At 30.7% G+C, this 20,050-nt stretch carries 18 protein-coding genes; all 18 read left to right on the top strand.

The genetic code is table 11. The annotated features are described in order from the left end of the window. The 18 genes from ACE01P_RS01525 (at position 1) to ACE01P_RS01440 (ending at position 20,038) form a co-directional block, all read left to right on the top strand. Positions 1-1,392, top strand: coding sequence for a UDP-glucose 6-dehydrogenase (locus ACE01P_RS01525; RefSeq protein ID WP_379693334.1), 1,392 nt, complete (start codon positions 1-3; stop codon positions 1,390-1,392). A gap of 61 nt (positions 1,393-1,453) precedes the next feature. Next, the gene (locus ACE01P_RS01520; protein WP_379693331.1) at positions 1,454-1,918 is read left to right on the top strand and encodes a UpxY family transcription antiterminator; all 465 of its coding nucleotides are present in this window, start codon (positions 1,454-1,456) and stop codon (positions 1,916-1,918) included. 285 nt (positions 1,919-2,203) lie between these two features. Next, positions 2,204-3,493, top strand: coding sequence for a nucleotide sugar dehydrogenase (locus ACE01P_RS01515; protein ID WP_379693328.1), 1,290 nt, complete (start codon positions 2,204-2,206; stop codon positions 3,491-3,493). Between the two features lie 31 nt (positions 3,494-3,524). Continuing rightward, a complete protein-coding gene (locus tag ACE01P_RS01510) occupies positions 3,525-4,532 on the top strand; it encodes a mannose-1-phosphate guanylyltransferase (RefSeq protein ID WP_379693326.1) in 1,008 nt (335 codons plus the stop codon). A gap of 16 nt (positions 4,533-4,548) precedes the next feature. Then, positions 4,549-5,595: a dTDP-glucose 4,6-dehydratase gene (gene rfbB / locus ACE01P_RS01505; RefSeq protein ID WP_379693323.1), complete on the top strand. Its 1,047-nt coding sequence runs from the start codon at positions 4,549-4,551 to the stop codon at positions 5,593-5,595. A 48-nt stretch (positions 5,596-5,643) separates the two neighbouring features. Continuing rightward, the gene (locus tag ACE01P_RS01500) at positions 5,644-8,145 is read left to right on the top strand and encodes an SLBB domain-containing protein (protein WP_379693320.1); all 2,502 of its coding nucleotides are present in this window, start codon (positions 5,644-5,646) and stop codon (positions 8,143-8,145) included. A 6-nt stretch (positions 8,146-8,151) separates the two neighbouring features. After that, the gene (locus tag ACE01P_RS01495; protein ID WP_379693317.1) at positions 8,152-9,219 is read left to right on the top strand and encodes a Wzz/FepE/Etk N-terminal domain-containing protein; all 1,068 of its coding nucleotides are present in this window, start codon (positions 8,152-8,154) and stop codon (positions 9,217-9,219) included. Positions 9,220-9,292: 73 nt separating this feature from the next. Further along, positions 9,293-10,306, top strand: a complete 1,014-nt coding sequence (gene pseB / locus ACE01P_RS01490) for a UDP-N-acetylglucosamine 4,6-dehydratase (inverting) (protein WP_379693314.1) — start codon at positions 9,293-9,295, stop codon at positions 10,304-10,306. Continuing rightward, on the top strand, positions 10,306-11,508 hold the full coding sequence (gene pseC, locus ACE01P_RS01485; RefSeq protein ID WP_379693311.1) for a UDP-4-amino-4,6-dideoxy-N-acetyl-beta-L-altrosamine transaminase: 1,203 nt from the start codon (positions 10,306-10,308) through the stop codon (positions 11,506-11,508). The genes pseB and pseC overlap by 1 nt, the downstream gene beginning before the upstream one ends. Beyond that, entirely contained in the window at positions 11,495-12,169 is a 675-nt protein-coding gene (locus ACE01P_RS01480; protein WP_379693308.1) for a class I SAM-dependent methyltransferase, read from the top strand. The genes pseC and ACE01P_RS01480 overlap by 14 nt, the downstream gene beginning before the upstream one ends. 30 nt (positions 12,170-12,199) lie before the next feature. Further along, the gene (locus ACE01P_RS01475) at positions 12,200-13,066 is read left to right on the top strand and encodes an aldo/keto reductase (protein WP_379693305.1); all 867 of its coding nucleotides are present in this window, start codon (positions 12,200-12,202) and stop codon (positions 13,064-13,066) included. Continuing rightward, the gene (locus tag ACE01P_RS01470) at positions 13,057-13,818 is read left to right on the top strand and encodes a cytidylyltransferase domain-containing protein (RefSeq protein ID WP_379693302.1); all 762 of its coding nucleotides are present in this window, start codon (positions 13,057-13,059) and stop codon (positions 13,816-13,818) included. Before ACE01P_RS01475 ends, ACE01P_RS01470 begins: the two co-directional genes overlap by 10 nt. Beyond that, the gene (locus ACE01P_RS01465; RefSeq protein WP_379693298.1) at positions 13,818-15,128 is read left to right on the top strand and encodes an aminotransferase class III-fold pyridoxal phosphate-dependent enzyme; all 1,311 of its coding nucleotides are present in this window, start codon (positions 13,818-13,820) and stop codon (positions 15,126-15,128) included. Before ACE01P_RS01470 ends, ACE01P_RS01465 begins: the two co-directional genes overlap by 1 nt. Positions 15,129-15,134: 6 nt before the next feature. Then, positions 15,135-15,695, top strand: a complete 561-nt coding sequence (locus ACE01P_RS01460) for a GNAT family N-acetyltransferase (protein ID WP_379693295.1) — start codon at positions 15,135-15,137, stop codon at positions 15,693-15,695. Beyond that, positions 15,689-16,153 (top strand): GNAT family N-acetyltransferase, encoded by a 465-nt coding sequence (locus ACE01P_RS01455; RefSeq protein WP_379693292.1) that lies wholly within the window; start codon positions 15,689-15,691, stop codon positions 16,151-16,153. The genes ACE01P_RS01460 and ACE01P_RS01455 overlap by 7 nt, the downstream gene beginning before the upstream one ends. Continuing rightward, a complete protein-coding gene (gene pseI, locus ACE01P_RS01450; RefSeq protein WP_379693289.1) occupies positions 16,150-17,187 on the top strand; it encodes a pseudaminic acid synthase in 1,038 nt (345 codons plus the stop codon). The genes ACE01P_RS01455 and pseI overlap by 4 nt, the downstream gene beginning before the upstream one ends. Next, positions 17,184-18,461, top strand: coding sequence for a hypothetical protein (locus tag ACE01P_RS01445; RefSeq protein ID WP_379693286.1), 1,278 nt, complete (start codon positions 17,184-17,186; stop codon positions 18,459-18,461). Before pseI ends, ACE01P_RS01445 begins: the two co-directional genes overlap by 4 nt. Positions 18,462-18,499: 38 nt before the next feature. Next, a complete protein-coding gene (locus ACE01P_RS01440; RefSeq protein WP_379693283.1) occupies positions 18,500-20,038 on the top strand; it encodes a lipopolysaccharide biosynthesis protein in 1,539 nt (512 codons plus the stop codon). The last annotated feature ends 12 nt before the right edge of the window (positions 20,039-20,050 follow it).

The following is a 20,050-nucleotide window of genomic DNA, read 5'->3' as shown; positions in this document are numbered from 1 at the left end:
ATGGAAATTACAAAAATTTGCTGCATTGGTGCAGGATATGTTGGTGGACCTACAATGGCAGTCATTGCTCAAAAATGCCCGCACATTCAAGTTACAGTTGTTGATTTAAATGAACAAAGAATAGCAGATTGGAATGATCCAAATCCTGAAAATATTCCAATATATGAACCAGGACTTTCTGAAATTGTAGCAGAAGCAAGAGGAAGAAATTTGTTTTTTTCGACCGATGTAGATAAAGCAATAGACGAAGCCCAAATGATATTTATTTCTGTAAATACGCCAACCAAAACTTATGGAAAAGGAAAAGGAATGGCGGCAGATTTAAAATATATTGAGTTATGCGCAAGACAAATTGCAAGAGTAGCAAAACAAAATAAAATTGTAGTTGAAAAGTCGACTTTGCCGGTTAGAACTGCTGAAGCAATTAAAAGTATATTAGATAATACTGGAAATGGAGTTCAATTTCAAATTTTATCTAATCCAGAATTTCTAGCAGAAGGAACTGCAGTTACGGATTTGTTGAATCCTGACCGAATTTTAATTGGTGGCGATACAACTCAGGAAGGGCAGGAAGCTATTAATTCACTTGTAGAAGTTTATTCAAATTGGGTAAATAAAGATCAAATTCTGACAACAAATGTTTGGTCATCAGAATTATCAAAACTTACTGCAAATGCATTTTTAGCTCAACGAATCTCTTCAATTAACGCAATGTCGGAATTGTGTGAGAAGACTGGTGCAGATGTGAATGAAGTTGCGAAAGCAATTGGTATGGATAGCAGAATTGGTCCTAAGTTTTTAAAAGCTTCTGTAGGATTCGGTGGTTCTTGTTTCCAAAAAGACATTCTGAATTTAGTATATATAGCAAAGTCATACGGATTGAACGAAGTAGCTGACTACTGGGAACAAGTTATTATTATGAACGATCATCAAAAAAGAAGATTTTCTAATAAAATTGTTCAGACATTATATAATACTGTAGCGGATAAGAAAATTACTTTTTTAGGTTGGGCTTTCAAAAAAGACACAAACGATACGAGAGAATCAGCTGCAATTTATGTTGCTGATGATTTAATAAATGAGCAAGCAAAAATATCAATTTTTGATCCGAAAGTTTCAAGAGGCAAAATGTTGAGTGATCTTGATTATCTAGAAACAAGATCAACGGAAGAAAATGCAAAAGCAGTAAATGTATTTAATAATGCATATGAAGCATGCAAAGATGCGCATGCAATTGCAGTTTTAACAGAATGGGATGAATTCACAACTTATGACTGGAAAAAGATTTACGATTCTATGCATAAGCCAGCTTTTATTTTTGACGGAAGAAATATTTTGAATGCTAAACAATTAGAAGCGATAGGATTCGTTTATAATGGTATTGGATCATAAAAGGTTTGGTGTGTATAAAGAGAAGAAGGAATGATATTTGCTTCTTCATAATTAAAAAGAAATGAATTGGTACGTAGTTTATACAAAACCGAAATGGGAAAAGAAAGTTGCGGATAAACTTAATCAACTGGGAATAGAATGCTATTGTCCGCTGATTACTGAGGTAAAGCAATGGTCAGATCGCAAAAAAAAAGTTGAAACTCCTCTTTTTAATTCCTATGTTTTTGTTCAGTTGCCCGATTCAGATCGTAATTTAGTTTTTCAAGCACAAGGAATCGTTAGGTATTTGTTTTGGTTAGGAAAACCAGCAATTGTAAAGGACGAAGAGATTGAAATTATTAAAAAAAGTTTAAAAGCCCCCAATCTAAGTGACGTTTCAGTTTCGAGTATTCAGGTTGGAGATAAAATAAAATTAGAATCAGGAGTATTTAGCAATCAAAATGCAATCGTACAAGAAGTTTCTAACAATTATTATGTGTTAGTATTGGAAGCTTTGGGGTGCGTTTTGAAAATAAAATATAAATAGTTTATAGATTTTAAGCAGTAATAACAGGAGAAAAAGTCTTTTTAAGAAATTTTTTCTTCTGTTTTTTTTATAAGGTATTTATTTACAGTCTGATTAATAAGTCATTGTAAATGTTAGTTTTTATATAATGGCTGGTTTTTCGAGTAATACGGCAAACCGTATTGAATAACTAGAGTTATTGTACTATATTTGCGCGAAAATCATTAATTTAGGTATCTGAGTCAAAGTTGTGTGACTGAGAACGGCGAAGCCGTGAGTTTTAGTGACCAGATTAAATTAAAAAATATGAAATTGGAAAATAATGTGAAAATTGCGGTTATAGGTTTAGGCTATGTAGGATTACCTTTAGCGCGATTATTTGCTACAAAATATCCAGTAATTGGTTTTGATATAAATGAATCGAGAGTTAGTTCTTTAAAATCAGGAACCGATACAACTTTAGAAGTAGAAGATGAAGTTTTACAACAGGTTTTAGTAGATAAACCAAGTGAAACAACAGGATTGTACTGTACTACTTCTTTAAATGATATAGCTGAATGTAATTACTACATTGTTACTGTTCCTACTCCAGTTGATAAAAACAATAGACCAGATTTAACACCTCTATACAAATCTAGCGAAACCGTTGGTAAAGTTTTAAAAAAAGGAGATATTGTTATTTATGAGTCAACTGTTTATCCCGGAGTAACGGAAGAGCAATGTGTGCCTGTTTTAGAACGAGTTTCTGAATTAAAATTTAATGAAGACTTTTTTGCAGGATATTCGCCAGAGAGAATAAATCCAGGTGATAAAGAGCATACAGTCGAAAAAATTTTAAAAGTAACATCAGGTTCAACACCAGAAATAGGTTTAAAAGTAGATGCTTTATATAAATCTGTAATTACAGCTGGAACACATTTAGCACCAACAATAAAAGTTGCTGAAGCAGCAAAAGTTATTGAGAATTCACAGCGAGATATTAATATTGCTTTTGTTAATGAGTTAGCTAAGATTTTCAATTTAATGAATATTGATACCCAAGAAGTATTAACAGCGGCCTCGACAAAATGGAATTTTTTACCTTTTAAACCGGGCCTTGTTGGAGGGCACTGTATTGGTGTAGATCCCTATTATTTGGCACAAAGAGCGCAAGAGTTCGGCTACCACCCAGAAATAATTTTGGCTGGAAGACGTTTAAATGATAGTATGGGAGAATATGTAGCTTCACAAATAGTGAAGTTAATGATTAAAAAAGGTATTTCAGTTAATGGTGCTGAGTTACTAATGCTTGGAATTACTTTCAAAGAGAATTGTCCAGACGTAAGAAATACTAAAATTGTAGATGTTGTTAAGGCTTTAAAAGAATATGGAATTTTAGTAACCATATTTGATCCGCTTGCAAATGCTGAAGATGTAAAAAAAGAATATAATTTAGTAACATTAGACTCTATTCCAAACAATAAATTTGATGCAATAGTTCTAGGAGTTTCACATGCTGAATTTTTAGAGCTGGATTTTGCTAAATTGCAAAAATCAAATAGTTTATTATATGATGTAAAAGGGGTTTTAGGTGCTATAGCTGATAATAGGTTATAGAACTAGAAGTCTTTTTTTATTTTTAGAGAAAATGGAAACAAAAAATTCAATAATACATGTAGTTTTAACTGGCGGAGTAGGCAGTAGATTATGGCCTCTTTCGCGTAAAAGTAGACCAAAACAATATTTAGAGATATTTGAAGGAAAATCATTATTCGAAATGACGGTAGAACGCAATAGTCATTTAGCGGATAGAGTGATGGTAGTAGGAAATGTTGATAATCATCATTTGAGTGGAGTAGTTATGGATAAAACTAATACTGCCTATGTAAATATCGTAGAAGCAACTCCTAGAAATACAGCAGCGGCCATTGCCTTTGCAGCTTTTGCTTCAAATCCAGAAGATATATTGATTGTTACTCCTTCTGATCATATAATTGATAAAATAAACGATTACAATAATGCGATCCAAGAGGCAATTTCTAAAGCTAAAGATGGCTTTATAATTACTTTTGGAATTATTCCAACCAAACCAGAAACAGGTTACGGCTATATTGAATCTAAAGGAGATAAAGTTTTATCATTTCGAGAAAAACCTAATGAAACAACAGCTAAAGAGTTTATTTCTAGAGGAAATTTTTTATGGAATAGTGGTATGTTCTGTTTTAAAGCGGGTGTTTTATTGGATGAATTAAAACAATTTCAACCAGATATTTATGAAAAATCTAAAGCAGTTTGGGAAGCTTCCAAACAAGGCTTTTTAGATTTAGAATTATCAATGCAAATTCCATCAATAAGTATTGATTATGCTGTGATGGAAAGGAGTAAAAAAATTAAAGTTGTTCCCGCATCTTTTTCTTGGTCTGATTTAGGTTCTTTTGAATCAGTATACGAATACTTAGTTTCAAAAGGGCATCCTGTAGATTCTAATGGTAATATGGTGATAGGTTGTGATAGTCATACAACTTTTTTAGGTTTAAAAAATACTATTTTTGTACATACTGATACTGCTAATTTGATTTTGCAAAAAGAAAATTCGCAAGATGTAAAAGATATATATAACGAATTGGAAAAACAAAATTCAGATTTATTAAATTAATAAGAAGCATTTAAAAATGAAAAAAATTCTAATAACTGGTGGAGCTGGTTTTATTGGTTCTCATGTAGTAAGACGTTTTGTAAATAGATATCCGCAATACCAAATTTTCAATTTAGACGCTTTAACATATGCAGGAAATTTAGAGAATATAAAAGATATTGAAAACAAGCCAAATTACACTTTTGTAAAAGGTGATATTGTTGACGAAAGTTTCATAAATGAACTTTTCGATCTTCACAAATTTGATGGAGTTTTACATTTAGCTGCAGAATCTCATGTAGATCGTTCAATTGAAGAACCATTAGCATTTGTAAAAACCAATGTTATTGGAACAATGAATTTATTAAATGCTGCTAAGAATCAATGGAAAGACAATTTTGAGGGTAAAAGATTTTATCATATAAGTACAGATGAAGTCTATGGTTCATTAGGCACAACAGGATTGTTTACCGAAGAGACTCCTTATGATCCAAATTCACCATATTCAGCTTCAAAAGCTAGTTCTGATCATTTTGTTAGAGCTTATGGAGAAACTTATGGTCTACCATATGTTTTAACTAATTGTTCAAATAATTACGGATCATATCACTTTCCGGAAAAACTTATCCCCCTTTTTATTAATAATATCATAAATAATAAATCATTGCCTGTTTATGGCGATGGAAATTACACACGTGATTGGCTTTTTGTTGAAGACCATGCAATTGCAATAGATCTAGTTTTTCATGAAGGTAAAAATCATGAAACTTATAATATTGGTGGGTTTAACGAATGGAAAAATATTGATCTTGTTAAGTTGCTATGTAAAATAATGGATGGGAAATTAGGACGAGTAGAAGGTACTTCTGAAGAATTAATTACATACGTAAAAGATAGGCCAGGTCATGATTTGCGTTATGCTATTGATGCTTCAAAAATCAATAAAGAATTAGGTTGGAAACCTTCAGTTACTTTTGAAGAGGGATTAGAAAAGACTATAAATTGGTACTTAAATAACCAAGAATGGCTTCAAAATGTTACTTCTGGGGCTTACAAAGATTATTATCAAAAACAATACTCGTAAAAGAGATACTTAAACAATAAATTTCTTTTAAATAATTTTATCATAAACATGAAAAAAATAATATACGTTCTTGCCCTATTTTTTACGTTTTTAATGTCCTTTAATGCTAGTGCCCAAGATATTGTAAAATCTAAAGACCTTAGTACTGTAAAAGTAGATTATTTGTCAGATGATGAAATTGCAAAAATTATTGCTCAATTAAAAAGTAATAATGCAAGTATTAATGATGTTGAATCTATGGCTTTGTCAAAAGGAATGAGTCAGAGCGAATTTGATAAATTAAAAACTCGTATTACAGAATACGAAAAAAAGAATACTTCTGATAAGGATAAAGATAAAGACAAAAATAAAAAGGATGAAGACAAACTAAAAAAAACTGATAAGGACTCAGAGTTTGGAAGAAAGCAAGAAAAAATAAAGAATGAGAAAATTAAAGACTCTTTAAATGCATTGATTTTTGGTTCCGAGTTATTTGATAAACCTACATTAAATTTTGAACCAGATTTAAAAATGGCTACTCCAATAAATTACGTTTTAGGGCCAGGAGATAAATTAGAAGTTAGTATATATGGTATTCAGCAATTTGAAGATACAGCTCCTGTAAATTTTGAAGGTAAAATTTCGATAACTAATGTTGGACAAATTTCTGTGGCAGGAATGTCTATTGAAGCAGCTACGCAAAAAATCAGGGCAGCAATTGCCAGAGTATATAGTACTGTTAGATCTGGGCAATCTCAGGTCAGTGTTAGCTTAAGTGATATAAGAACTATTAAAGTAACAATTGTTGGAGGTAAACAACCAGGAAATTATTCAATATCATCTTTAGCATCTGTTTACAATGCATTGCATTTAGCAGGTGGTCCTGGAAAAAATGGTAGTTACAGAAATATAGAATTAATTAGAAATAATAAGATTTATAAAAATATTGATATCTATAAATTTTTAGTAAAAGGGGATCAATCCGATAATGTAAACTTAAGAGATAATGATGTCATCAGAATTCCTGCTTATACTCAAAGAGTAGTAGTAGAAGGAGAAGTAAAACGTCCAGGTATTTTTGAAATGAGAAAAGGAGAAAAATTTTCTGATTTGTTGAATTTTGCATCTGGATTTAATGAATTTGCTTATACTGCTTCTGTAAATGTTTTACAAAAAACAGGGAAAGAATTTAAAGTTCATGATGTGAACGAAAGCGAATACAATTCTTATGAGCCTCAGTCTGGAGATGTTTTTAAGGTTACAAAAATTTTGAATCGATTTGAAAATCGTATTAAAATTGAAGGAGCTGTTTTTAGACCAGATTATTATTCTTTTACAGAGGGAATGAGAATTTCAGATCTTGTTACGAGAGCAGAAGGATTAAAAGAAGATGCGTATAGTAAACGAGCAAGAATTATACGTCTAAAAACAGATTTAACAACAGAAATTGTTAATGTAGATTTAGGAGCCGCTTTATCAGGTGATTTAAGTGCAGATATTGAGCTAAAGAGGGAAGATATAGTTACTGTCTATTCTGTTTTGGACTTTAGAGAAGAGTATAAAGTTACTATAGATGGTGAAGTAAAAAATCCTGGTGAATATGAATATTTTGAGAATCTAACGTTAAATGACCTAGTGGTTCAGGTAGGAGGATTAACAGGTTCTGCTTCAAAAAGAGTTGAAATTGCTAGGATGATTAAATCTGATGCTATTGATGACGCTGATCCTAAGCGTATAGAATTAGTTGAGTTGGAAATAACAGCAGATAATAATGAACAAATTAAGAATTTTGTTTTAAAACCCTTCGATGTTATTAATATTCGTCGAATGGCAGTTTATGAGAAACCAGAAATGGTTAAAGTAAGTGGTGCTGTTACTTATCCAGGAAAATACGTATTAGCCAATAAAAAAGAAAGGGTCTATAATGTAGTTATGAGAGCAGGCGGATTAACATCTATTGCAAATTTGGATGGTATGAAAATAAAAAGACCGATCAAAGAAGAACAATTAGAACAATTAGAAACTGTAAATCTTAATTTGGAGAAAAAAGAAGTAAAAGAGGGAATAGAAGAAGAATCAAATATTAAAACTAAAGATACACTCAAATCTAAGTTATCAAAAAAATTAAGAGATGAGTTGAAATACACAACTATTCCTGTTAATTGGGAAAAAATTGTTAAAGATAAAAACCATTATTCGAATGTTACCTTATTTCCAGGTGATGAAATAGAAGTTGCTATTTATAATGAAGGAGTAAAGGTAACTGGGAATGTATTATTGACGTCTGAAATTCCTTATAGAAGTGGGAAAGGATTTAAATATTATATAAATTCAGTAGGAGGTGTAGATAGTAAGGGATGGAAGAAAAAAGCTTATATTATTTATCCAAATGGGAAAGCAGCGGTGACTGGTTCTTTTTTGTTTTTTAGATCATATCCTAGAGTAGAACCGGATTCACAAATTGTTGTGCCTGAAAAGCCTGAAAAGAAAAAGATGAGTGCTGGAGAGTGGGCTGGAATTGGAACTGCATTTGCTAGTTTGGCACTGTTAATTGTTACTGCGTTTAAATAAATTTTAATGGAAAAAAAAATTGAGATTAATGATGAAATATCGTTAAAGGATTTAATACAGGATGCTCGAAAGTGGTGTGTTTATTTATTAAAGAATTGGAAAGTTATTGTAATAATTGCAATTTTAGGTGCAATTTTAGGAGTATTCTATTCATTAAATAAAAAACCTATTTATGTCGCGACTTTGTCTTTTGCACTTGAGGATAGTGGTAGTTCAGGAGGAGGGCTTAGTAGCGCACTAGGACTGGCAGGTACTTTGGGATTAGATTTAGGCGGAGGCGGAGGCGGTATATTTACCGGATCTAATTTAACTGAGCTGTTCAAATCTCGCAATATGGTTGAGAAAACATTATTATCTCCAGTTAATGTTAATGGTAAAGTTATTTCATTAGCAGAAATGTATATTGAAAACAATAATTGGAGAGAGAATTGGAAAGATGATCCCAAGATAAAAAATATACAATTTACGCCGAATCCTGATAAGAAAAATTTTACTCGGACTCAAGATAGTATTATAGGAATTATGTATGAGAATTTGTCTCGAGCAGGATTTACGGTTGGCCAAAAGGATAAAAAAGTTGCAATTATAAGTATAGACGTTTCATCTACAAATGAATTATTCTCAAAATCTTTTTGTGAGACTTTAGCAAGACAAGTTGGTAAATTTTATATCGAAACAAAGAGTAAAAAAGCCCGAACTAATATGGCTATTTTAGAACATCAGGTTGATTCGGTACGTTCTGAATTAAATGGTGCTATTACGGGAGTAGCAGTCGCTAATGATAATACATTCAATCTTAATCCTGCTTTAAATGTTCGACGGGCTCCTTCAGCTAGAAGACAAGTAGATGTTCAAGCAAATACAGCGATATTAACAGAGTTAGTAAAACAGAGTGAATTATCTAAAGTAACTTTACGTAAAGAGACACCATTAATTCAAGTAATAGACAGGCCAATATTGCCTTTAAAGAAGGAAAAATTTGGAAAACTCAAAGGAATCATTTTAGGTGGATTTTTGGGGGGATTTCTGATTGTCTTTTGGTTGATTGTGAAACGTTTGCTAAAAGGTTCATAAAACGCCTTATAGGTAGAAAATAGCTCATAAATTTAAGATTAACAAATAATAATTATTTAGAAAATAGTACAATATGAATCTTTTAAATAAAACAATTCTAATAACAGGAGGTACAGGTTCTTTAGGAAAAGCACTGACTGCTCATATTTTTAAAAATCATCCTAATATAAAAAAGCTTATAATTCTTTCTAGAGACGAACAAAAGCAATTTCAGATGGCTCAAGAATATCCAGAGAAAGAATATCCTCAAATACGTTTTTTTCTTGGAGATGTTAGAGATCAGGAGAGATTAGTTAGAGCTTTTCAAGGTGTCGATATTGTCATTCATGCTGCAGCAATGAAGCATGTGCATTTGGCAGAATATAATCCTGATGAATGTATTAAAACTAATATTGGAGGAGCTCAAAATGTAATTTATGCAGCCTTACAGACAAATGTTAAGAATGTAGTTGCTTTATCAACAGATAAAGCATGTGCGCCAATTAATTTGTATGGTGCTACGAAATTAACATCTGATAAATTGTTTGTTGCTGCAAATAATATAAAAGGAGAAAATCCAATTAAATTTTCAGTCGTGCGTTATGGAAATGTAATGGGATCTAATGGGTCAGTTATTCCATTCTTTATGAAAAAGAAGTCTGAAGGGAAATTACCAATTACTGAGACTACAATGACGAGATTTAATATTTCTCTTCAAGGAGGAGTCGATATGGTTATGCACGCTATAGAGTATGCATGGGGTGGGGAAATTTTTATACCAAAAATTCCGTCTTATAATATTATTGATGTGGCTAAGGCTGTAGCTCCTGAATGCTCTTTAGATATTGTTGGGATTAGACCAGGTGAAAAAATTCATGAAGAAATGATTACATCATCTGATGCCTTCTACACATATGATTTAGGGAAGTATTATACAATCTTACCAACAGTTCCTAATTTTAAAGTCGATGATTTCATAGATAAATTTAATGCTAAATTAGTTGAACCAGGATTTAATTATAATTCAGGGACAAATACTGAATGGGAAACAGTAGATACTTTAAGAGCCTTAATAAAAGAACATTTAGATCCAACTTTTGAAATATAATGGGACACAATATAATACCATATGGTCGTCAAAATATAACTCAACAAGATATTGATGTTGTTATCGAAGCATTAAAATCTGATTATTTAACACAAGGACCAAAAATAGCTGAGTTTGAAAAAGCATTTGCAGATTATGCAGGAAGTAAATTTGCTGTTGCTGTTTCGAATGGTACAGCAGCTTTACATTTATGTACATTGGCCTTAGATGTTAAAGAAGGTGATAAAGTAATTACTACACCAATTACTTTTGCAGCATCTGCAAATTGTGTTCGCTATTGTGGAGGAGAAGTTATATTTTCCGATATTGACCCAAAAACGTATCTTTTAGATATTAATAAAGTTAGGTCATTACTAGAATCTTCTCCAAAAGGAACATTTAAAGGAATTATTCCTGTTGATTTTGCCGGAAGAGCTGTAGATCTGGAGGCTTTTAAAAAACTGGCTAACGAATTTAGTTTGTGGATTATTGAAGATGCTTGCCACGCACCAGGTGGAGGATTTTTAAATCCTAAAAACACACTGGAAAATTGCGGGAATGGCAATTTTGCTGACTTAGCTATATTCTCTTTTCATCCCGTAAAACATATTGCGTGTGGGGAAGGTGGTATGATTACAACGAATGATGAGACGCTTTATAAAAAGCTTTTGGCTTTACGTACACATGGAATTACTAAAAATAATTCAGAATATGTCAATTCGGCTGATTTTGCTAATGGATGCGAAACAGAAGAAAATGTTTACCCATCTTGGTATATGGAAATGCAAACATTAGGATTTAATTACCGATTAACTGATTTTCAGGCAGCTTTAGGATTAAGTCAATTACAAAGAGCTGACGAAGGAATTGTTAAGAGGCGAGAAATTGCCTTCAATTATAATAGAGCTTTCACTAATAAAAATTTTATTAAAGGACAATCTGGTGTAGTCGAAGGTCATGCATATCATTTGTATATAATTGAAGTTGAAGACAGATTGGGACTTTATAACTATCTTAGAAAAAATAACATCTTTGCGCAGATTCATTACATTCCTTGTCATCTTATGCCTTATTATAAGCAATTTGGATGGAAAGAAGGTGATATGCCAGTTGCTGAACAATACTATAAAAATTGTATCAGTTTGCCGATGTATCCAACACTAACAAAGGAAGAACAGGAATTTGTAATAGAGAGCATAAACTCTTATTATGAAAAACAATAATCAGAAAGAATCGTTTCTTGCTTATGAGGCAAATGCTTGGTTTGAGAGAAATCTAAGTGTCATTAAAAAATATGATGCTAATCGTGATCGAGTTATTACTTTGATTAAAGAATACAATCTTAAGCCAACGAAAATTCTCGAAATAGGGTCTTCAGCGGGATATAGAATTAATGCCTTAAAGAATATATATAATGACTGTGAGGTGTTTGGGATTGATCCTTCAGTTGATGCTATAGAATATGGCAAAAAACATTTTTCTGATGTTAATTTTATACATGGTACTGCAGATAAGTTAGATGATTTTCAAAATCAATCTGTTGATATAGTTATTGTTGGTTTTGTTTTTTATGTTATTGACAGAGATATTTTATTTAAAGTTATTTCTGAAATAGACCGAATTTTAAAAAACGGAGGCATACTAATTATTGTTGATTTTTTCTCGGAAAGATCTTTACGAAATGTTTACGAACACATTAATGATTTTGCTGCATTTTCATTTAAACAAAATTATGATGAAATTTTTACGTCTTCTAAATTATATTATCTTTTAGATAAGTCTACTTGGAATCATTCAAATAAAATTCTAGATGCAACAGATAATTATTTTGATAAATATAGTATCTCTTTGCTAAAAAAAGATATAAACGCCAGTTATAAGTAAGGTTTAAAGCAGATTTTAAAATTTAATAAATTGAATAATAAATTAGTACTGGGAACGGTTCAAATGGGTTTAAATTATGGTATCAATAATACCAACGGAAAATTAAGCTTTGAAACTAGTTGTCAAATTTTGAGTAAAGCTTTTGAAATGGGTATTAGAACTTTAGATACTGCGGAGGCTTATGGTAACGCTCATAATGTAATAGGAGATTTTCACAAATTAAATCCTAATATTGTATTTAATATTATTACTAAGATTCCGCATGGGGATATTAAAGATATTCAATCGAAGGTAAATATTTATTTAGAGGATCTTCAGGTTAAGTATTTAGATGTTTTAATGTTCCATTCTTTTGAATCATATTTGAACAATAAAGAAGAATGTAATTTAGTTCTAAAAGAATTAAAAGAAGTGGGAATTATTAATCATATTGGTGTTTCTGTATATACTAATGAGCAAATTGAAAAATTGCTGTTAGATGATAATATAACAGTTGTTCAGATGCCTTTTAATTTGCTGGATAACAATTCATTACGGGGTAGTGTGATGAAAGCTCTTAAGAAAAAAGGAAAAATAATTCATACTAGATCTGCTTTTTTGCAAGGATTATTTTTTAAAGAAAATTTCGATAATGAAGTTTCCCAAAAATTGTCTTCAGAGTTAACTGCTATTAAAAACTATGCAGAGTTTGAAAATACCAATCTTTCTAATTTAGCGTTAAGTTATTGCTTAAATAATGAATTAATTGATGAAGTTTTAATAGGAGTTGATTCTCCAGAACAACTAATAGATAATTTAAATGCACTAAATTATAATCTAGATCAAGGACTTATAGACAAAATTAATGCTATAAAGGTTACAAACCTAGATTTGCTAAATCCATCCTTATGGAAATAAAAACAATTCTAATTTCTCAGGCTAGATTAGGGAGTACTAGACTGCCTGGAAAAGTATTAAAGGAAATAAAGGGGGAATCTTTACTTGAAATTCACTTAAAAAGATTAAAAAAATGCTCTGCAATTTCTAAAATAATTGTTGCTACTACAACTGTTGAAGCTGATGATTTGATTTATAATAAAGTTAAGCAATGGGGCTATGATTCGTTTAGAGGATCGGAATCGGATGTACTAGACAGATTTTATCAATCGGTTAAAAATGAAAAACCAGATTGGATTGTGCGTGTAACTGCTGACTGCCCTCTTATTGATCCAGGTTTAGTTGACGAAGTGGTATCATTTGTACAAAAAAATGATAAAGATTATGGCTCAAATGTCTTAATTGAAAATTTTCCTGATGGACAAGATATTGAGGTATTTAAATTTTCAGCACTGGAGAAATCTTGGAAAGAATCAAAATTGCTTTCAGAACGAGAACATGTTACATTGTATATGAGGAATAATTCAGATTTTAATGGAGGGCATTTGTTTTCGGCTATTAATTATGCATGTGATTCAGTTTTTTCTAATATTAGAATGACTGTTGATGAAAAAAGGGATTTTGATTTAATTGAAATGCTTATAAACTCATTGGGAACAGATAAATCCTGGATTGAGTATGTAAATTATATTATTGAAAATGATTTAATCAAAGTAAATGATCAAATTATTAGAAACGAAGGATTATTAAAATCATTAAAAGAAGATATATAATGGGAACAGGACAAGAACTATATAAAAAAGCTAAAATATTAATACCAGGTGGTACTATGTTGCTATCTAAAAGACCAGAAATGTTTTTGCCTGATTTATGGCCATCTTATTTTTCAAAATCAAAGGGCTGTAAAATATGGGATTTAGATGGAAAAGAGCTCTTAGATATGTCTATCATGGGAATTGGAACTAATACACTTGGGTACGGTAATGAAGAAGTTGATAATGCTGTTTTGGAAACGGTAAAGAAAGGAAATATGACCACTCTAAATTGTCCTGAAGAAGTTTATTTAGCTGAAAAATTAGTTGAATTAAATCCATGGGCAGATATGGTACGTTTTGCAAGAAGTGGCGGTGAAGCAAATTCGATTGCAATTCGTATAGCTCGTGCAGCTTCAGGTAGGGATAAAGTTGCTATTTGCGGATATCATGGTTGGCATGATTGGTATTTGTCAGCGAATCATAATGATGGAGGGGACGATTTATCCGGTCACTTACTTGCGGGATTAAGCCCTAAAGGAGTTCCAAAAAATTTAAAGGATACAGTTTACCCATTTAATTATAACAATTTTGAAGAATTGCTTTCAATAGTTAATAACAATGATATAGGTGTAATTAAAATGGAAGTACTTAGGAATTTTGGACCAGAAGATAATTTTTTGCAGAAGGTTAGAAATCTCGCTACAGAAAGAAATATTGTTTTAATTTTTGATGAGTGTACATCTGGGTTTAGAGAAACTTTTGGTGGAATTTATCAAAAATTTGGAGTTGAACCTGACATCGCAATGTACGGGAAAACAATTGGAAACGGTTATGCACTAACTGCAGTTGTAGGAAGAAGAGAAGTCATGGAAGCGGCACAAAATACTTTTATCAGCAGTACATTTTGGACCGAAAGAATTGGACCAACAGCAGCTTTAGCTACCCTAAAAGTGATGGAAGAAGTAAAATCTTGGGAAATCATTACAGCGACTGGAAATAAAATGCGTAATGGTTGGCAGAAATTAGCCGATTCACACAAGTTAAATATTTCGATTTCTGGAATTTCTGCTTTGAGTACTTACAGTTTTAATAGTCCTGATGCTCTTTCTTACAAAACATTTATTGCTCAGGAAATGTTAAATAAAGGTTTTTTAGCGAGTACAAATTTTTATGCAGCAACAACGCATACTGATGCCGATTTAGAGTCTTATTTTAACGCTTTGGAAGAAGTGTATTCTTTGATTGCAAAATGTGAAAGCGGTGATTTAAAAGTAGAAAATTTATTGAAAGGACCTATATGTCATGGAGGGTTTAAAAGATTAAACTAATTTAATATGGCAATTTATAGTTGTTTAAAAAGGCAATCTTTCGAAATGGGTATTTTTAAAATTGTTCCCATTCGATATGAAGATAGACTTGATATAATGAAATGGAGGAATGAACAAATTTATCATTTGAGACAAGATAAACCTCTTACTGTTGCAAATCAAGATTATTATTTTAATAATGTAGTGAAAGTTCTTTTTAGCCAAGAAAAGCCAAGCCAAATATTATTCTCTTTTTTAGAAAATGAAATTTGTGTCGGATATGGAGGTTTAGTTCATATCAACTGGATTGATAAAAATGCTGAAATATCATTCATTATGAATACCATTTTAGAGACTAATTATTTTGAGTCATACTGGAAAATATATTTAGGCCTTATTGAACAATTAGCTTTTGAAGAATTGAAATTGCATAAAATTTATACATATGCATTTGATCTAAGGCCCAAATTATATACTGCATTACATGAAGTTGGTTTTGTTGAAGATGCACGACTTAATCAACATTGTTTTTTTGAGAATAAATTTATTGATGTCGTAATACATTCTAAAATCAGTAGTATATGCTAAATTTTAGACAAGCAATTTTAGAAGATCTTGAACTTTTTTTTGAGTGGGCAAATGATTCATTTGTACGAGATAATTCTTATAGTTCAAAGATTATTGAATATAAAGATCATGTGAAGTGGTTTCAAGCAAAATTAAATGACGAATCGTGTTTAATTTTTGTTTTTGAAAATGACAATAATTTAAAGGTAGGGCAAATTAGGATTCAAAAAGAAAGTGATCAACAAGCTGTAATTGGCATTTCTATTGATGCGAAACATAGAGGTAAAGGTTATGCAAAAGAAATGTTAGAAATTGCCACGGATTGGTTTTTTAATACTAATCCAGATTTTATTATAAATGCATTTATCAAAGAGAAAAATTTAAATTCAAAATATGCTTTTGAAAAAGCAGGTTTCATATTTCAAAAAATGCTAGAATATGAGAATTTTAATAGTTTTCACTATATAAAAAAAAAATGAAAATAGATAAATTTAATATCGACAAACAAAGTAAAGTTTTTATTATTGCTGAGCTCTCTGCTAATCACAATGGTAGCATCGAAACAGCAATTGAAACTATTAGAGCAGCTAAAAGAGCAGGTGCTGATTGTATAAAATTTCAAACTTATACGGCAGATACTATAACTATTGATTCAAAAAAGGAGGACTTTTTGATTAAAGGCACTATTTGGGAAGGTAAAAATCTTTATAATTTATATCAAGAAGCATATACTCCATGGGAATGGCACAAGGAATTGTTTAAAGTAGCTGAAGAAGAAGGTCTAGTTTGTTTTTCTTCACCTTTTGATAAAAGTGCAGTCGATTTTTTGGAAGAATTGAATGTGCCTGCTTACAAGATTGCTTCATTTGAGATTACAGACATACCACTTATTGAATATGTAGCTTCAAAAGGAAAACCTATTATTATTTCAACAGGGATTGCAGAGCAAGAAGATATCGAATTGGCTTTAGATGCATGTCGAAGAATGGGAAATAATGATATAGCATTATTGAAATGTACATCAAGCTATCCAGCTCCAATCGAGGAAGCAAATATGTGCATGGTAAAAGACTTGTCAGAAAGATATGGAGTCATCAGTGGATTGTCTGATCACACGATGGGAGCTACTGTTCCGATTGTGGCAACTTGTTTTGGGGCAAAAATAATTGAAAAACATTTTATCCTTGATAGAGCTATTGGTGGTCCAGATGCATCATTTTCTATGAATGAAGAAGAATTTACAGCAATGGTAAAATCAGTTCGTGAAGCTGAAAGCGCTATAGGTTTGGTAGATTACTCTTTAACAGAAAAACAAGCAAAAGGGAAAGATTTTTCAAGATCACTATATGTTGTTGAAGATATGCAGGAGGGAGATGTCATAACAGAGAAAAATGTGCGTTCTATTAGGCCAGGTTTTGGCTTGCATCCTAAGTATTTCAACGAAATTTTAAACAAGAAAGTTACTCGAAAACTGGAAAAAGGTGAGAGATTTGATTTAAATATGATAAAATGAAAAAGCAGTTAGGTAATAATTATTATAATATTATCTCTGAAGATCTTGATGGAGAAATCTATGATTTATTATTGACAGATGTTAATGCGGCCTTATTCGATTATAGTGATCATCATAAGTCTAATAAATTACCTTTAAAATCGAAATTTAAACAATTTTTGATTAATAGATTATTTGTTGGTTTTTATTTATTGAATAAGCTTAAAAAGAGATATACAGGAGAAATGATTATTTTAAGCAATGCTTACATTCCTCTAAATGTTCCTAATTCGGTTACTCTTTTACCTCCATGGATTTTTTCTCCAAAAAAAAAATCATTTGCTAATTGGAAAATAATCCTTATAATAAATCAGCTTAAATTTATTCTGAAAGAAAGAAGTATTAAGCTTCTGTTATCAGAAAATTTTAAATTTTTAGTAGATAAATTTGAGCTTGAATTAGGTAATTTATTTGTGAAATTTAAGTTGTCGGCAGTGGTGGTTCCAAATGATATGGCTTTTTTTGAAAAACTAGCTTTAAGAGTCGCAAAGAAAAAAGACATACCAAGTTTTGTGTGTTTGCATGGTTTACCTGCGAGATATAATGATATAGATGATAACAGAGCAGATTATCTAATTGTTTGGGGTAAAGGAATAAAGGAATTGTATATTGATGCAGGTGTTAAAGAAGATAAGATATTAACCTTTAAGCACCCGGTATATTCATCTTTTTCGGCTTTGGAGCTACAATCAAATCTTTCAAATGTACTTGTTCTTTCTAGGGCTACATGTGGCATACCTTGTGAATCATCTCAACTTATTCTGACAGATAGATCTACTACCTTGCATTATACTGAACTAGTTAAAGAAAATTTAAAAAAATTAGGTGTAAATAAAGCAACTTTAAGATTGCATCCGTCTGAGAACGAAGATTTCTATTTGAAAAATTTACCAGACGACTTTTTTACTATAGACAGATCTTCAAAAGATGATGCTCTAAATCAATGTTCACTTGTTATTGGCCCTACATCAACAATGGTTTTAGACGCCATAAAAATGGGTAAGAATTATATATTGTTTGACCCTGTTTTTAATGGTTTAACATTAGAGGGTATGCCTTTAGTTTCTCCATTTACAGGAGAATCGTTTATTAAGTTGTCTAACAGCTTAGAAGAAATGAAATACAATATAAATAATCCTAATGATAACATAAGTTATCATGAACTGAATAATTTTTTAAGTATTGATTCTAATGATGAGGAAAAATTTTTGGGCATCATGAATAAGAACAAATAATATATTATTGTTTTTAGTAATAAAATTAAGTCTAAAAAATGCAAAAATCCTATACAAAAAATTATTTAAAAATTTATTTCTGGCAAGGAGTTTCTATGATTTTGAATTTCTTGTCAATGTTTGTTGTAATTCCTTATTTGACATCTGAACCAGCTACTTATGGAATCTATTCTGTTTGCATTTCATTTTCTATATTCTTAGCATATGCTGATTTGGGATTTATGGGGGCAGGACAAAAATACGCTGCTGAATGTTTTGCAAAAGGAGAAAAATCGGAAGAAATTAAAATAATAGGTTTTACTAATTTTATTTTATTTGTTTTTTTAATATTATTTTCGGTGTTCTTTTTTTTATTAAGCCAAGAACCTCAATTATTAGTTAAGGGGGTTGATACTTTAGAAAACAAAAGAATAGCTTCTTCTTTGTTTCTTGTTTTAGCTGTATTTACTCCCACTACTTTACTACAAAGATTATTACAAATGATATTTAGTTTAAGGATGGAGGATTTTATTATTCAACGTAGTAATATTGTTGGAAGTATAATTAAAATTTTATCTGTTTTATGGTTTTTTAGATCAGGAAAGTATGATATTGTGGGCTATTTTTTATTTACACAAATTGTAAATTTTATAATTGCTTTAATAACCTTATTTATTGCGAGACGTAGATATAATTATAATTTTAAATTGTTATTCCGTTCAATTTACTTTAATAAAGATATATTTGACAAAACTAAAAGCTTGGCACTTGCAAGTTTATTTATGACAATTTCTTGGATATTATATTATGAATTAGATTCAGTTGCTATTGGTAAGTTATTAGGAGCTAATCAGGTGGCGTTCTATGCATTAGGATTGACAGTTCTTGCTTTTTTTAGAAGTATTTTAGGAATTCTATTCTCTCCTTTTAATGTTCGTTTTAACCATTTTATTGGAAGTGGTGACGAAGTAACCTTAAAATCTTTCTACTTACAAGTTGTTACAATACTAGCTCCAATTGTTGTTTTTCCTATTATAGCCATTGCAATGTTGGCACAGCCTATTGTTTTGACTTGGGTTGGTATGAAATATTCTTCTTCTATCTTTATAATTCAATTTTTGGTTTCTTGTAACATTTTAGCTTTCATAACCTATCCTACAAACTCTATTTTAGTAGCACAAGAACGTCAAAAAACATTATATTTTGTAAATACGTTACTTCCATTTATCTTTTGGGTAGGAATTTTAGCTACTATAAATTTTCTTGGGATAAAATCTTTTGCCTTGTTTAAATTTATTGCTTTTCTAATTTCTGGAATTGTGCTATCTAAATTAATGATTAACTACTTAGGCTTGTCGGTATTTGAAGTTTTAAAAAGAATTTTTTTTCCAATGTTTTTTCCTTTAATATTTTTGATTGGAACTACATTCTCTATTTTAAAATTTTTACCCCATGAAAAATCTAAGATTGGGTTTTTAACAATAGCATTTATAACTGGAATTATAGTGTTGTGTTCTTTTGTAATACAATATTTTGTTTCAGAAAATTGGCGTACACAAATAGGAAAAACTTTTTCAATCCTTAGAAATAAGGAATAGAATATTTCATGA

It is taken from the genome of Flavobacterium sp. HJSW_4, assembly GCF_042436695.1.
Taxonomy (GTDB): Bacteria; Bacteroidota; Bacteroidia; order Flavobacteriales; family Flavobacteriaceae; genus Flavobacterium.
This window is presented reverse-complemented; position numbering and strand designations above follow the sequence as displayed.